The following is a 14,292-nucleotide window of genomic DNA, read 5'->3' as shown; positions in this document are numbered from 1 at the left end:
GAGGAACGGGATTCACCCTCCCGGGACGGTGCCGCGCGGCTCGCCGCCGCACCGCCGGGGAAGCGGCTCCGGGGATCCGTCCGGGCCCCGCGGCGCGCGGGAGACCCGCAGGACGCCGGGAAGCACCGGAACTGCAGGAACTGCTGGAACTACAGAAAGCCGTCACGTGTCGCTCACGATCGGAATCGTCGGTCTGCCGAATGTCGGCAAGTCGACCCTGTTCAACGCCCTGACCAAGAACGACGTGCTGGCGGCCAACTACCCGTTCGCCACCATCGAGCCCAACGTGGGCGTCGTCGGGGTCCCGGACTCCCGCCTGGGCAAGCTCGCGGAGATCTTCGGCTCGCAGCGGATCCTGCCCGCCACCGTCGACTTCGTCGACATCGCGGGCATCGTGCGCGGCGCCTCGGAGGGCGAGGGCCTGGGCAACAAGTTCCTCGCGAACATCCGCGAGTCGGACGCCATCTGCCAGGTCATCCGCGCCTTCAAGGACGAGAACGTCGTCCACGTCGACGGCAAGGTCTCGCCCAAGGACGACATCGAGACCATCAACACCGAGCTGATCCTCGCCGATCTGCAGACCATCGAGAAGGTCCTGCCGCGCCTGGTGAAGGAATCGCGGATCCAGAAGGACAAGGCCGCCAAGGTCAAGGCCGTCGAGGAGGCCAAGGCGATCCTGGAGGAGGGCAACACCCTGTTCTCCGCGGGCATCGTCCAGGGCACCGAGAAGGCCGCCGAGCTGCACGACCTGCACCTGCTGACCACCAAGCCCTTCCTGTACGTCTTCAACGTCGACGAGGACGAGCTGGCCGACGAGGCGTTCAAGCAGGAGCAGCGCGCCCTGGTGGCCCCCGCCGAGGCGATCTTCCTCAACGCCAAGCTGGAGGCGGACCTCGCCGAGCTCGACGACGAGGAGGCCCTGGAGCTGCTGCAGTCCGTCGGCCAGGAGGAGCCGGGCCTGGCCACCCTCGCCCGCGTCGGCTTCGCCACCCTGGGCCTGCAGACCTATCTGACGGCCGGCCCCAAGGAGGCCCGCGCCTGGACCATCAAGAAGGGCGCCACGGCCCCGGAGGCGGCCGGTGTCATCCACACCGACTTCCAGAAGGGCTTCATCAAGGCCGAGGTCATCTCCTTCGAGGACCTCGTCGCCTGCGGCTCGGTCGCCGAGGCCCGCTCCGCCGGCAAGGCCCGTATGGAGGGCAAGGACTATGTGATGGCGGACGGGGACGTCTGCGAGTTCCGGTTCAACGTGTAGCGGCTGACACGTCGCTACGTCGCGCGGGTCAGCTCGGGCCTGGTCGAAGGAGGCCGGCGCAGCGTGCGGCGGTAATTCTTCCTCGGCCGGGGGGAGTTGAGGGCGGAAGGAGGAGATCCGCCCTGCGGGCTCCGTGTCGATGTCCTCGAAAGTCCCTCCGGCCCGCGCGTCAAGCGGGCCGCGAGGGCTTTCGCGTATCCGGGTGGCGGGGAGTGGACGGCGGGTGGCCTGTGGTGGACGCCGATCGTCACTCAGGGTGGCCGCGGTGCGTGGGGGCTGGGGCTCGTGGGTCGCATATTTGCGGGTGTGTCTGGGGGGAGGTCCGGTCCCGGCTGCGGATGCGGCCTCCGGCTGTGCGCCCCTGAGCTGCAATTCACCACATCTGGTGAATCCTTGGCCTCCAGTTGCGGACGGCAACCGAGAGTTGCCAAGCTGTTGCTCACTGTCAACCTGTTGGGAGTGGCCGTGGCCTTCGGTGACCAGCCCGCATACCTCCGAGTTGCCGGTGACCTCCGGCAGAAGATCGCGGCCGGTGAGCTGCCGCCGCACACCCGTCTCCCCTCCCAGGCCCGCATCCGGGAGCAGTACGGCGTCTCGGACACCGTGGCCCTGGAGGCGCGCAAGGTGCTGATGGCCGAGGGGCTCGTCGAGGGCCGCTCCGGCTCGGGGACGTATGTGCGCGAGCAGCCCGTGCCGCGGGCCCTCGCGCGCACCGGCTACCGCATGTCCGACGACTCCTCGCCGTTCCGCCAGGAGCAGGCCGACAGCCGTGTCAAGGGCACCTGGGAGTCGCACAGCGAGCAGGTCCCCGCGAGCGCGGCGATCGCCCGGCGGCTGCGGATCGCCAGGGGGGATCGCGTGATGCGGACCGAATACCTCTTCAGAGCAGGGGGAGAACCGGTCATGCTCTCCACCTCCTGGGAGCCGCTGGCGCTCACCGCGCGCACGCCCGTGGTGCTGCCCGAGGAGGGGCCGCTGGCCGGGCGCGGGGTGGTCGAGCGGATGGCCGCGATCGATCTGATCGTGGACAACGTCACCGAGGAGGTCGGCGCGCGTCCCGGGCTCGCGGCGGAGGCCCTCGCGCTGGGCGGGGTGCCGGGGCACTGCGTGGTGGTGATCCAGCGCACGTACTGCGCGGGCGGCTGTCCGGTGGAGACGGCCGATGTCGTCGTGCTCGCGGAGCGCTACCGGGTCGCTTACCACCTGCCGGTCAAGTAGCGGCAAACCTGCTGTGAATCTGCCGTGAACTGATCGGTGGGTCTGGCGTCTTTCGATCGTTTTCGGCCATGTCCCGCTGGCCGAAAAGTTCGTACTGGCCGGTAGGAGCTGCCCCTTGTATTCCGCTTTGTCCCGATACGGCTGGGCGGATCTTTGTGTTGCAAACCTCACATACGGCCAGCTCAGGGGCTTTTGGTGGAACCAACTCGGCCAAATCGCTCGTACGATGGCGCGGTTTGTGTCCTGCCGTGGGGGAGTAAGAAAGCAAAGGAGAGTCCGGGGCGTTGAGTACCGAGCAGGGTTCCCACTCCAACTACCGCCGGACCCTCGGTCCGGTGGCGCTGACCGCCGTCGGCCTTGGGTCGATCATCGGCTCCGGCTGGCTCTTCGGCGCCCAGCGGGCCGCCGCCATCGCCGGTCCCGCGGCGATCCTCGCGTGGGTCATCGGCGCGGCGGTCGCGCTGACCATCGCGCTCACCTACAGCGAGCTCGGGGCGATGTTCCCGAAGGCCGGCGGCATGGTCCGCTACGGCCAGTACTCGCACGGCTCGCTGGCCGGCTATCTCGCGGCCTGGGCCAACTGGATCGCGATCGTCTCCGTCATCCCCGGCGAGGCGACCGCCTCCGTGCAGTACATGAGCTCCTGGAAGTGGGAGTGGGCCAAGGGGCTGTACGACGGCAAGGAGCTGACCGGCTCGGGTGTCGCCCTGGCGAGCGTCCTGCTGGTCGTCTACTTCCTGCTCAACTGGTTCGCGATCAGCCTCTTCGCGAAGACCAACAACGCGATCACCGTGTTCAAGGTCGTCGTGCCGGTGCTCACCGCGGGCGCGCTGATGCTCGCCCACTTCGACACCGACAACATCGAGTCGGCCGGCGGCTTCACGCCCAACGGCTGGAGTTCGGTCTTCACCGCCGTCGCCCTCTCCGGCATCGTCTGGGCCTTCAACGGCTTCCAGTCCCCGCTGAACATGGCCGGCGAGGCCCGCAACCCGGGCAAGTCCCTGCCCCGCGCCGTCATCAGCTCGATCCTCATCGCGCTGGTCATCTACGTCGCCCTGCAGGTCGCCTTCCTGATGGCCGTCCCCTCCGGCGACCTGTCCGCCAACGGCTGGGCGAACCTCGGCAAGATCTACAACTCGCCGCTCGCCGACCTGGCCGTCGCCTGGGGCCTGAACTGGCTCGCGATCGTGCTGTACGCGGACGCCTTCGTCTCTCCCTCCGGCACCGGCATGATCTACGCCGCGACCACCTCGCGCATGATCCACGGCGTCCAGGAGAACGGCCACCTGCCGGGCATCTTCGGCAAGGTCGACCCCAAGACCGGTGTGCCGCGTCCGGCGCTGCTGCTCAACCTCGTCGTCGCCTTCCTCTTCCTGGCCGTCTTCCGCGGCTGGGGCTCGCTCGCCGAGATCGTCTCGGTCGCGACCGTGATCTCCTACATCACCGGTCCCGTCGCCGTGATGTCCCTGCGCCGTATCGCCCCCGGCCTCAAGCGGCCCGTGAAGCTGCGCGCGATGCCGGTCATCGCCCCCGTCGCGATGATCTTCGGCTCGCTGGTGCTGTACTGGGCCCGCTGGCCGCTCACCGGCAAGGTCATCCTGATCATGGCCGTGGGCCTGCCGATCTGGGCCTGGTACGAGCTGCGCAAGCCGTGGGCCGAGCTCAAGCCGCACCTGCAGGCCGGTGTCTGGATGGTGGCCTATCTGCTGGTCATGGCGTTCGTCTCGTGGGCCGGCGGCACCGAGTTCGGCGGCCGGGGCTACCTGGGCGAGGGCTGGGACATCGTCGTCGTCGCCCTGATCGGTCTGGCCTTCTACGTCTGGGGCGTGCGCAGCGCCTGGCGCAACCCCACCCTGGTCGCGACCGAGAAGGAGATCGCGGCCATGGACGCCCAGGAGGCCGCGGAGGCCGGTGCCGCCGCGGGCGAGGCGGAGGGCTCCCTCTCCAAGGCGTGACCGGGTGACCGCCCGCTCCGGGCGGTCCGCACCCCGCTTCCGGCGCATCGGGGCGGCCGAGGGCTCACAGGCCCACGGCCGCCCCTTCGCGTTGCGCCGCGCGCCCTTCACGGTGGCCAAATGCGTACCTCTTCGTGAAAAACCGTATCCGCTGCGTAAAGGTCGGGCGTACGCTCAGGCATATGCGGACTGCGGTTTCTCCCGGAAACGGCAAGGGGTGTGCGCCGGTGCGCGCGACGGCGGAAGGGCGGGGACGATGACTGACAGCGGACCGCTCCTGCCCTGGCTGGTGATCCGCCAGGACGAAAACGGCAACCGCTACCGCGTCGGGCGCTACGCCACGAAGACGGAGGCCGAGGAGGTCGCCGACCGGCTCGACACCGGCGGCCGCCGCCACCTCTACATCGTCGAGAAAGTGGGCCGGGCGCTGTCCTGACCTCGTACGAGGGGGCCGCCGGAGTGCGCCGGTGCCGCGCCCCCCGCCGCGGGCGGCCGCTCCACGCCCGTAGGCTGGTTGCCCATGACGACGGTGCGTGTGGTGGTGGGCGGAGCGGTGCTCGACCGGGGGCGGCTGCTGGCCGCGCGGCGCAGCGCGCCGCCGGAGCTGGCCGGCCGCTGGGAGCTGCCCGGGGGCAAGGTCGAGCCGGGTGAGAGCGCCCCGCAGGCCCTCGTGCGGGAGCTGCGCGAGGAGCTGGGTGTCGAGGTCGAGCCGCTGGAGCGGATCGAGGGCGAGTGGCCGTTGCGCCCGCCCTACGTGCTGCGGGTGTGGACGGCGAAGCTGCTCTCCGGCGAGCCCCGCCCCCTGGAGGACCACGACGAGCTGCGCTGGCTCACCCCGGACCGCATCGACGAGGTCGACTGGCTGGAACAGGACCGTCCGGCGGTCGCGGCGGCCGCCCGGATGCTCGCGGAATCGGTGAACCCGGTGGATTGCGGGGAACGACGGTAACCAAGCCGCCATATCGGGTATGTGCTGATTATTCTCCCGAACTCGGTCAAAGCCGAGCGGGCCGCAGCACGCTCTGGGAAGTGGTCGGCGTGAGCGACAGCGCAAGGGCCCTGGCATCGACGCCCGGATTCGCCGAATGGAGCTTCCCCGCCGAGCCCGGGGCCGTACGGGCCGCGCGCACGCATGTCCGCGACACCCTGCGCGAGTGGGGCCTGGAGGCGGTCACCGACGTCACCGTGCTGCTCGTCAGCGAGCTCGTCACCAACTCCCTGCGGTACGCCAGCGGGCCGATCGGTGTGCGCATGTACTCCCGGGCCGGCCCCTCCCTGCTCGTCGAGGTCTCCGACCCGCTGCCCGACCCGCCCCGCGAGCGCACCGCCCACCCCGACGACGAGGGCGGCCGCGGACTGCAGCTGGTCGCGCGCTCCGCGCGACGCTGGGGAACCCGGCCGGGGAACACCGGGAAAACGGTGTGGTTCGAACTCACTCTGCCCGGCAGACGGCCGACGGCGGACACATAGCGGGTCGAGACCGTGCTGTGATCGTGAAGTCCGTGCTCCCGGGGGCCTCCGTGCTGGATACTCGGCCTTCTATTGCCGGTGCGAGCACATGAGCCGGAGGGGACGGGCACGTGAGCGAAAAGCCAGCGGGCAGGGCGGGTGGTGCGGACGGCGGGACGGCGGCCGCGGCGCGGCGGCGCGGCGGTCCTCCCGGATCCCTCTACGACTACATCCGTGTGGCCTCGTTCTCCCTCGGTCCCGACGGACGGATCGAGCAGTGGAGCGAGCGCGCGGCGGAGCTGTTCGGCATAGCGGCCCGGCAGGCGGTCGGCCGTGACCCCCAGGAGCTGTTCGCCCCCGTCGGCGGGCACCGTCCGCCCCTCGCCCCGTTCCTGAGCGAGGGGGGAGACGACGGCCGGGAGTGGACCGGGATCGTCCCGCTGCAGCGGGACGGCAGCCACGACGCCCCCGGCCCGCGGGCAGCGGGCGGTCCCCAGCCCGGGCTGGCCGAGATCTATGTGATGCCCACCGACGACGGGCGCGGCGGCCGCGGCGCCCTGTGCGTCGCCGTGGACGTCCGTGCGCTGCGCGCCATAGAGACGGATATCGCCGCCTCGGAAGCGGTTTTCGGTCAATCTCCGCTCGGCTTCTTCTTTTTCGGGACCGATCTGACGTTGCTACGGGTCAATGAGAGTTTCGCGCGGGCCTTCGGCCGGCCCGTCGGCTGGCACCGGGGCCGTACCCCGCACGACTTCCTGCCGCGCGTCGAGGCCGAGCGGCTGACGGCCGCGCTGCGGCAGGTCCTCGACACCGGCAGACCCGTCTCCGACCTCCAGCTCGTGGGGCCGGTGCCCGGGCACGGCGAGCGCCGCCGCTGGTCGGTCTCGCTCTACCGGCTGCACAGCGGCGGCGGGCGGCCCATCGGCGTGGCCGCGCTCGCCACCGACGTCACCGGGCGCCGCCGCGCCGAGGTCGAGGCCGCGGGCGTACGCCGCAATCTGGCGCTGCTCAACGAGGCCGGGGCCCGTATCGGCAACTCCCTGGACCTGGAGCGGACCGCCCGCGAACTGCTGGACGTCGCCGTCCCGCAGTTCTGCGACATCGCCTCCGTCGACCTCTACCAGGGCCTGCTCGCCGGCGACGAGGCCCCGCCCGGGCTCGCCGACGGCAGCGCCGAACTGCGCCGCGTCGCCTACGCCAGCGCCGTCTCGGGCGCGCCCGTCGACGGCGACGACAAGCCCGTACAGGTCGGCGAGGTGCACCGCTATCCCTTCCACTCGCCGTGCGCGGGGGCGCTGCGCACCGCGCAGGCGCAGGCCGTGCCGCCGAAGCGGCGGGAGGAGGGCGAGGACGGCCCCGAGCTGGGCGCCGTGGTGCGCTCCACGCTCGCGGTGCCGATGGTCGCCCGGGACACGGTCGTGGGGCTCGTGCAGTTCTCCCGCACCAAGGGCAGCGAGCCCTTCGGGGAGCGCGACACCGCGCTCGCCGTCGAACTGGCCGCCCGCGCCGCCGTGTGCATCGACAACGCCCGCCTCTACCGGCGCGAGCACGAGCGGGCGCTGATCCTGCAGCGCAGCCTGCTGCCGCCGGGCGACCCGGACGCCGCCGGGCTGGAGATCGCCTGCCGCTATCTGCCCGCCAACGCGGCCACCGAGGTGGGCGGCGACTGGTTCGACGTCATCGAACTGCCCGGCCACCGCACGGCCCTCGTCGTCGGTGACGTCATGGGCCGCGGCCTGCGCGCCGCCGTCGCCATGGGCGAACTGCGCACGGCCGTACGGACGTTGGCGATGCTCGACCTGGAGCCCGCCGAGGTGCTCTCCGCGCTCGACGAGATCGCCCACGGCCTCGGCCGGCCCGGCGGCAAGCAGTCCGCCTCCCGCGGCGTGCGCGGCGGGCTGCGGGCCGCCGACCTGTCGGAGGTGTACCTGGCGACGTGCGTGTACGCCGTCTACGACCCGGTCACCCGGCGCTGCGCGATCGCCAACGCGGGCCATCTGCCGCCCGTCCTGGTCGAGCCGGGGGAGAACGCGCTGCTGCTGGACGTGCCGTCGGGGATGCCGCTGGGCGTGGGCGGCGAGCCCTTCGAGGAGGTCGAGGTCGAACTGCCCGACGGCGCCCTGCTGGCCCTGTACACCGACGGGCTGGTCGAGTCCCGCGACCATCCGCTCGACGCCGGACTGCAGGCGTTCCGCGACGCCCTCACCGACCCGGCGCGCCCGCTGGAGGACGTCTGCGACCACGTCCTGAGCGCCCTGGACACCCACCACGGCGAGGACGACATCGCCCTGCTCATGGCCCGGCTGCGCGGGCTGCCCGCCGACAAGGTGGGCGACTGGACGCTGCCGCCCGAGCCCCGCTCGGTGGCCCGCGCCCGGGAGCTGGCCTGCGCCCGGATGCAGCAGTGGGGCCTGGACGGCCTGGTGGACACCACGGAGCTGCTGGTCAGCGAGCTGGTCACGAACGCGCTGCGGTACGGGGAGGGCGAGATCCGGCTGCGGCTGCTGCTGGACCGGACGCTGGTGTGCGAGGTCTGGGACGGCGGGCTCGTCCAGCCCCGGCGGCGCCGGGCCCGCGACACCGACGAGGGCGGCCGGGGCCTGCAGCTCGTGGGCATGCTCAGCGCCGCCTGGGGCAGCCGTCGCACCCCGCACGGCAAGACCGTCTGGTTCGAACTCGCCCTGCCCGACGGGGACTCGGCCTCCGCGGACGCGGTGGACGCGCTGCTCAGCCTGTACTGAACCGGCTGAGCCGGGATGCGGTGGACCGGGCGGGCGTCAGCCCGTGCTCAGCCCGCGCCGGCCCGCCAGCCGCCTCCGGGTCGCCCCGCCGCCGAAGGTCGCCGGCAGCAGGCCCGCCAGGATGATGCCGCCGAGCAGCGCGCCGCCCAGGGCGCGGGCGGGCCGGGGGGAGCTCGCGTCGTAGCGCGTGTCGTAGCCGGACACGTCGTGCTCGGCGAGCGCCCGCGCCTGGCGGGCGAGCGAGTCCGCGTGGCCGGTCTCGGCCAGGGCGGCGCGTCCGTCCGTCCGCAGCGCGGCCCTGGCCAGCGCCAGGTGGCGCTCGGCCTCGGCGAGCCGGGTACGGGCCCGGCAGCCGATCGCGCCCCGGTGGGTGCTGACGAAGTCCCGGGCGGCCGCCACCTCGGCCCGCGCGGCGAGCACCGCGCGCTGCACCCGGCGGCCCGCGCGCCGTTCGTCGGCGCGCAGTCCGTCGGCCGCGTCGAGGGCGGCCGCCCCCTCCTCGACGCGGCGCAGTACCGCACGCGGGTCGTAGCGCCCCCCGGCCGTCTCCCGGCGGGCCTCCTCCAGCGCGCCCTCGGCCCGCAGATCGCCCGCCCCCGCCTCGCGGGCGGCCGCCAGGGCCGCCTCGGCGTCGGCGAGGGCGGCCCGCAGCCGGGCCGCGGTGCCGGTGAGCTCGTGGGCGCGGCGCAGCGCGCCGTGGGTGAGGGTGCGGGCCTGGGAGATCGCCGCCTCGGCGGCCCGCAGCGAGACCACGGCGGCCCCGTCGTCGCCGTCCGCGAGTGCCTGCCGGGCCTCGCCGAGCGCCGCCGTGGCGAAGGCGAGGCGGTCCCGGGCCTCGGCCGGGTAGCGGGCGACGGGGGTGAGCGCGGTGCCGGTGCAGCAGCCGGCCAGCGCGTCGAGGGCGGCCTCGGCGGTGCCCACGCGCGGCGCGAGGGCACCTGCCGCGGCCTCGGCGCGCCGCAGGACGCCTTCCGCGTTGTCCTTCATCGCGCGCAGGGCGTCGAAGGCCTCGGACTCGGCGTCCAGCCGCCGGTTCGCGCTCGTGCAGTGCGAGCAGATCTCGTCCAGCGCGCGGCGGCGCAGCTCGTCGTCCTCGTAGGGCGCGTCCTCCAGGCCCTGCCGCAGCCGGAAGGCGGTGGCGAGCTCGCCGCGGGCGTAGCCGACCGCCTCCGCGAACGGCCGGGTGGCCTCCTCGCCCAACTGGGCCGTGGCGAAGAAGAGTTCCTCGGCGCTCGTGCGCACCGCGTCGTCGGTCTCCACCAGGGCCCGCGCCGCCTCCCGGGCCAGCTCCGGCAGCGGGGTCAGCGGCTGTGCGAGCCGGGCCAGGCCGCGCGGGGTCGTGGTGGTGGCCTCCGTCCCGCCGGGGTCCGCCGTGGCGCGGCGCCGGGCGGTGCGCCGCGAGCACAGGTACAGGCCCGTCGCGCACACCGTGACGGCCACCGCCACCGGCAGCCACACCCGGCGCGGGCCGGGCACCAGCGCGTCGCCGCCGGGGTCGGCGCGGCCGGGGGAGATGGCGGGGGCCTGTACCGGCCGGTGCGCGAGGACGGCCGCGTAGCCGTCGGCGGCGCCGATGGCGGCCCCGGCCCAGTCGTGCTGCGCGATGGCCGGGGCGATGGCGACGGACGCGACCTCCTTGAGCTGCTGGGCGCGGAAGCCGGAGTTCTCGTCGGCGGAGACGGCGTACTGGTGGGCGTGGGTGGCGACGGCGAGCAGCACGTCGCGCGGGCCCAGGCCGCTGCGGTCGGCGGTGGCGTCGGCCCAGTCGCGCGGGCTGCGGCCGGAGAAGTCGCGGACGTAGGTGACGTACAGCTGGACGCGGTGGCCGGAGCGCAGCCGTTCCAGGGCGGCGGTGACCTGCCCGCGGCGCTGCCCGAGCGCACCGACGGTGTCGGTGATCCGGCCGCGGGTGTCCAGTTCCAGAGGGGCGTCGGCGCGCGCGGCCACGGCCGGGAGCAGCAGCGCGCACAGCGTGAGGAGGGCGCCGAGCAGACAGCGGCCCGGCGCCCGTCGCCCGTACCGCCTCAAAAGCTGCGTCACATTTGGGAGAGTATGGCGGCCGGGCCGCCGCCGCTACCGGGAGCTTCGGAGTGGATACGGAGCGTATGCGTTCGGTGTTCACGCCCCGCGACGGCGGATCCTGCTGCCGAGCCACACCAGCGGGTCGTACTTGCGGTCCACGGCCCGTTCCTTGAGCGGGATCAGCGCGTTGTCGGTGATCTTGATGTGCTCGGGGCAGACCTCGGTGCAGCACTTGGTGATGTTGCAGTAGCCGAGCCCGTGCTCGTCCTGCGCCGTCTTCTTGCGGTCGATGCCCGCCTCGGCGGCGGCGTCGAGCGGGTGCATGTCCAGCTCGGCGACGCGCATCAGGAAGCGCGGACCGGCGAACGCTGCCTTGTTCTCCTCGTGATCACGCACCACATGACAGGTGTTCTGGCACAGGAAGCACTCGATGCACTTGCGGAACTCCTGTGCCCGGCCGACGTCCTCCTGCGTCATCCGGTACTCGCCCGGCTTGAGGTCGGCGGGCGGCACGAACGACGGAATCTCCCTCGCCTTCGCGTAGTTGAACGACACGTCCGTCACCAGGTCCCGCAGCACCGGGAAGGCGCGCATGGGCGTGACGACCACGGGCTGCTCCGGATCGAGCTGCGACATCCGCGTCATGCACATCAGCCGCGGCCGCCCGTTGATCTCCGCGCTGCACGAACCGCACTTGCCCGCCTTGCAGTTCCACCGCACCGCCAGATCGCCCGCCTCGGTGGCCTGCAGCCGGTGGATGACGTCGAGGACCACCTCGCCCTCGTTGACGGGCACGGTGTAGTCGACCAGGTCCCCGCCCGTCGCATCGCCCCGCCACACCCTGAACCGGGCCTGGTAACTCACGTCGTCAGCTCCTCGTCCGTCAAGTACTTGCGCAGCTCCTCCTTGTCGAAGAGCGCGAGCAGATCGGGGCGTACGGGCGGCATCGGGCGCCGCTCCAGCCGGATCCGCCCCAGCAGCGGATCCGCCGCCGCCGGCTCGGTGCTGTCCTCCGCCAGCCGGCACACCAGGTTCACCCGCCGCCACCGCCGGTCCATCTCCGGGTGGTCGTCCCGGGTGTGCCCGCCGCGGCTCTCGGTGCGCTCCAGGGCGGCCCGCGCCACGCACTCGCTGACCAGCAGCATGTTGCGCAGATCCAGGGCCAGGTGCCAGCCCGGGTTGAACTGGCGGTGCCCCTCCACCCCGGCCCGCCGGGAACGGGCGCGCAGCCCGCTCAGCCGGCGCAGCGCCTCCTCCATCTCCGGGCCCTTGCGGATGATGCCCACCAGGTCGTTCATGCACTGCTGGAGCTCCTGGTGCAGGGCGTACGGATTCTCCGCCGCCCCCTCCTCGCCCGCGCCGCCCTCGGCGCCGAACGGGCGCAGCGCCTCCGCCTCCGCCGGCTCCAGCGCCGCGTCGTCCACCCGCGGCCGCTGTCGGCACCCCAGCGCGTACTCGGCCGCGTGCAGCCCGGCCCGCCGCCCGAACACCAGCAGATCCGACAGGGAGTTGCCGCCCAGCCGGTTCGAGCCGTGCATGCCGCCCGCGACCTCTCCCGCCGCGAACAGTCCCGGCACCCCCGGCGCCGCCGCCGAGTCCGGATCGACGTCCACCCCGCCCATCACGTAGTGGCAGGTCGGGCCGACCTCCATCGGCTCGGCCGTGATGTCCACATCCGCCAGCTCCTTGAACTGGTGGTGCATGGAGGGGAGTTTGCGCTTGATCTCCTCGGCGGGCAGCCGGCTGGAGACGTCCAGGAAGACCCCGCCGTGCGGGGAGCCGCGCCCGGCCTTGACCTCGGAGTTGATCGCGCGGGCCACCTCGTCGCGGGGCAGCAGCTCGGGCGGACGGCGGTTGTGGTCGGGGTCGGTGTACCAGCGGTCGCCCTCGGCCTCGGACTCCGCGTACTTCTCCTTGAACACCTCGGGCACATAGTCGAACATGAAGCGCTTGCCGTCGCTGTTGCGCAGCACCCCGCCGTCGCCGCGCACCGACTCCGTCACCAGGATGCCCTTGACGGACGGCGGCCAGACCATGCCCGTGGGATGGAACTGCACGAACTCCATGTTGATCAGCGAGCCGCCGGCCAGCAGCGCGAGCGCGTGCCCGTCCCCGGTGTACTCCCAGGAGTTGGAGGTCACCTTGAAGGACTTGCCGATGCCGCCGGTCGCCAGCACCACCGCGGGCGCCTCCAGGGCGAAGAACCGCCCCGACTCCCGGTCGTAGCCGAAGACCCCCGCGACCCGCTCCCCGTCCTTGAGCACCCGGGTGACCGTGCACTCCTGGAACACCTTCAGCCGGGCCTCGTGGTCGCCGAACTCGCGCTGGTCCTCCTGCTGGAGGGAGACCACCTTCTGCTGGAGGGTGCGGATGAGCTCCAGGCCCGTACGGTCGCCGACGTGCGCGAGCCGCGGGTACTCGTGGCCGCCGAAGTTGCGCTGCGAGATCTTCCCGTCGGGCGTCCGGTCGAAGACCGCGCCCCAGGTCTCCAGCTCCCACACCCGGTCCGGGGCCTCGCGCGCGTGCAGCTCCGCCATCCGCCAGGTGTTGAGGAACTTCCCGCCCCGCATGGTGTCCCGGAAGTGGACCTCCCAGTTGTCGCCCGGGTTGACATTGCCCATGCTGGCGGCGATGCCGCCCTCGGCCATCACCGTATGGGCCTTGCCGAACAGCGACTTGCAGATCACCGCGCAGCGCGCGCCCGCCTCACGGGCCTCGATGGCGGCCCGCAGCCCGGCCCCGCCGGCGCCGACCACCACCACGTCCCAGGACTCCCGCCCCGTCCGCGTCATCAGAAGAACCTCGGATCGTCGAAGGCCCCGGTCGCCACCAGGTACACGTACAGATCGGCCACCGCCACGCTCACCAGGGAGGCCCAGGCGAGCAGCATGTGACGGGAGTTGAGCGCGCTGACCATGCCCCACATCCGGTAGCGCACCGGATGCCGGGAGAAGTGCCTGAGCCGCCCGCCGACGATGTGCCGGCACGAGTGGCAGGAGAGGGTGTAGGCCCAGATCAGCACGATGTTGACGAGCAGGACGAGCGTGCCCAGGCCCATGTGGCCCCAACTGCCCCGCGCGTCACGGAAACCGAGCACCGCGTCGTAGGTGAGGACACCCGCGACCAGGATCGCGAAGTAGAAGAAGTAGCGGTGCACGTTCTGCAGGATCAGCGGGAAACGGGTCTCGCCCGAGTACCTCGCGTGCGGCTCGGCGACCGCGCAGGCCGGCGGCGAGGCCCAGAAGCCCCGGTAGTAGGCCTTGCGGTAGTAGTAGCAGGTCAGCCGGAAACCCAGCGGGAAGATCAGCACCAGCAGCGCGGGCGAGAGCGCCCACCACGAGCCGAACAGCCCCCAGTCCGCGCCGCCCTTCATCGGCACGCAGTTCTCCGCCAGGCACGGCGAGTAGAAGGGGGAGACGTAAGGAGCCGCGTAGTAGGCGTCGTTGGCGAACGCCCGCCACGTCGAGTACACGACGAACGCGAGCAGCCCCGCCGCCGTGGCCGCGGGCTGCAGCCACCAGCGGTCGGTGCGCAGATGGCGCGCGGCGATCGCGGCCCGGGAGGGATGACGGACGCCGCCCGCGGCGGGGGCTGTGCCGGGAGCGGCCGTGAGGTCGGGAGTTGCGGGATCTGTGCCAGTGGCCAAGGGGGA

11 protein-coding genes are annotated in these 14,292 nt (G+C 72.6%); 7 read left to right on the top strand and 4 right to left on the bottom strand.

Annotated elements, in window-relative coordinates:
- The first annotated feature begins 166 nt into the window (after nt 1-166).
- The 7 genes from ychF to ACFP1Z_RS01625 all read left to right on the top strand — a co-directional run bounded on the left by ychF (nt 167) and on the right by ACFP1Z_RS01625 (nt 8,618).
- Nucleotides 167-1,255, top strand: coding sequence for a redox-regulated ATPase YchF (gene ychF, locus ACFP1Z_RS01655; protein WP_390313876.1), 1,089 nt, complete (start codon nt 167-169; stop codon nt 1,253-1,255).
- 465 nt (nt 1,256-1,720) lie between these two features.
- Nucleotides 1,721-2,473 carry a GntR family transcriptional regulator gene (locus ACFP1Z_RS01650; protein WP_390314091.1) on the top strand — a complete coding sequence of 251 codons (753 nt, stop codon included), beginning with the start codon at nt 1,721-1,723 and terminating at the stop codon, nt 2,471-2,473.
- Between the two features lie 284 nt (nt 2,474-2,757).
- Nucleotides 2,758-4,428: an APC family permease gene (locus ACFP1Z_RS01645; RefSeq protein WP_390313875.1), complete on the top strand. Its 1,671-nt coding sequence runs from the start codon at nt 2,758-2,760 to the stop codon at nt 4,426-4,428.
- A 256-nt stretch (nt 4,429-4,684) separates the two neighbouring features.
- Nucleotides 4,685-4,864 carry an SPOR domain-containing protein gene (locus tag ACFP1Z_RS01640; RefSeq protein ID WP_390313874.1) on the top strand — a complete coding sequence of 60 codons (180 nt, stop codon included), beginning with the start codon at nt 4,685-4,687 and terminating at the stop codon, nt 4,862-4,864.
- 84 nt (nt 4,865-4,948) lie between these two features.
- Complete coding sequence (locus ACFP1Z_RS01635) at nt 4,949-5,377, top strand: (deoxy)nucleoside triphosphate pyrophosphohydrolase (protein ID WP_390313873.1); 429 nt, start codon at nt 4,949-4,951, stop codon at nt 5,375-5,377.
- 80 nt (nt 5,378-5,457) lie between these two features.
- The gene (locus ACFP1Z_RS01630) at nt 5,458-5,898 is read left to right on the top strand and encodes an ATP-binding protein (protein ID WP_390313872.1); all 441 of its coding nucleotides are present in this window, start codon (nt 5,458-5,460) and stop codon (nt 5,896-5,898) included.
- A 110-nt stretch (nt 5,899-6,008) separates the two neighbouring features.
- Nucleotides 6,009-8,618, top strand: a complete 2,610-nt coding sequence (locus tag ACFP1Z_RS01625) for a SpoIIE family protein phosphatase (protein WP_390313871.1) — start codon at nt 6,009-6,011, stop codon at nt 8,616-8,618.
- A gap of 36 nt (nt 8,619-8,654) precedes the next feature.
- Here the strand turns inward: ACFP1Z_RS01625 and ACFP1Z_RS01620 are convergent, their stop codons facing one another.
- From ACFP1Z_RS01620 to ACFP1Z_RS01605, 4 genes are all read right to left on the bottom strand, one after another.
- Nucleotides 8,655-10,658 (bottom strand): TPM domain-containing protein, encoded by a 2,004-nt coding sequence (locus ACFP1Z_RS01620; RefSeq protein ID WP_390313870.1) that lies wholly within the window; start codon nt 10,656-10,658, stop codon nt 8,655-8,657.
- Between the two features lie 78 nt (nt 10,659-10,736).
- The gene (locus ACFP1Z_RS01615) at nt 10,737-11,504 is read right to left on the bottom strand and encodes a succinate dehydrogenase/fumarate reductase iron-sulfur subunit (RefSeq protein ID WP_390313869.1); all 768 of its coding nucleotides are present in this window, start codon (nt 11,502-11,504) and stop codon (nt 10,737-10,739) included.
- The gene (locus ACFP1Z_RS01610) at nt 11,501-13,432 is read right to left on the bottom strand and encodes a fumarate reductase/succinate dehydrogenase flavoprotein subunit (RefSeq protein WP_390313868.1); all 1,932 of its coding nucleotides are present in this window, start codon (nt 13,430-13,432) and stop codon (nt 11,501-11,503) included. The genes ACFP1Z_RS01615 and ACFP1Z_RS01610 overlap by 4 nt, the downstream gene beginning before the upstream one ends.
- Entirely contained in the window at nt 13,432-14,286 is an 855-nt protein-coding gene (locus ACFP1Z_RS01605; protein WP_390313867.1) for a hypothetical protein, read from the bottom strand. The genes ACFP1Z_RS01610 and ACFP1Z_RS01605 overlap by 1 nt, the downstream gene beginning before the upstream one ends.
- Between the last annotated feature and the right edge of the window lie 6 nt (nt 14,287-14,292).

The sequence above is a fragment of the Streptomyces gamaensis genome (assembly GCF_042656465.1).
In the GTDB taxonomy this organism is placed as follows: domain Bacteria; phylum Actinomycetota; class Actinomycetes; order Streptomycetales; family Streptomycetaceae; genus Streptomyces; species Streptomyces gamaensis.
This window is presented reverse-complemented; position numbering and strand designations above follow the sequence as displayed.

What these genes read in the sequence shown, in the direction of transcription:
- ACFP1Z_RS01610 (WP_390313868.1), bottom strand. Translation starts at nt 13,432, where the DNA reads ATGACGCGGACGGGGCGGGAGTCCTGGGACGTGGTGGTGGTCGGCGCC.
- ACFP1Z_RS01635 (WP_390313873.1), top strand. Translation starts at nt 4,949, where the DNA reads ATGACGACGGTGCGTGTGGTGGTGGGCGGAGCGGTGCTCGACCGGGGG.
- ACFP1Z_RS01640 (WP_390313874.1), top strand. Translation starts at nt 4,685, where the DNA reads ATGACTGACAGCGGACCGCTCCTGCCCTGGCTGGTGATCCGCCAGGAC.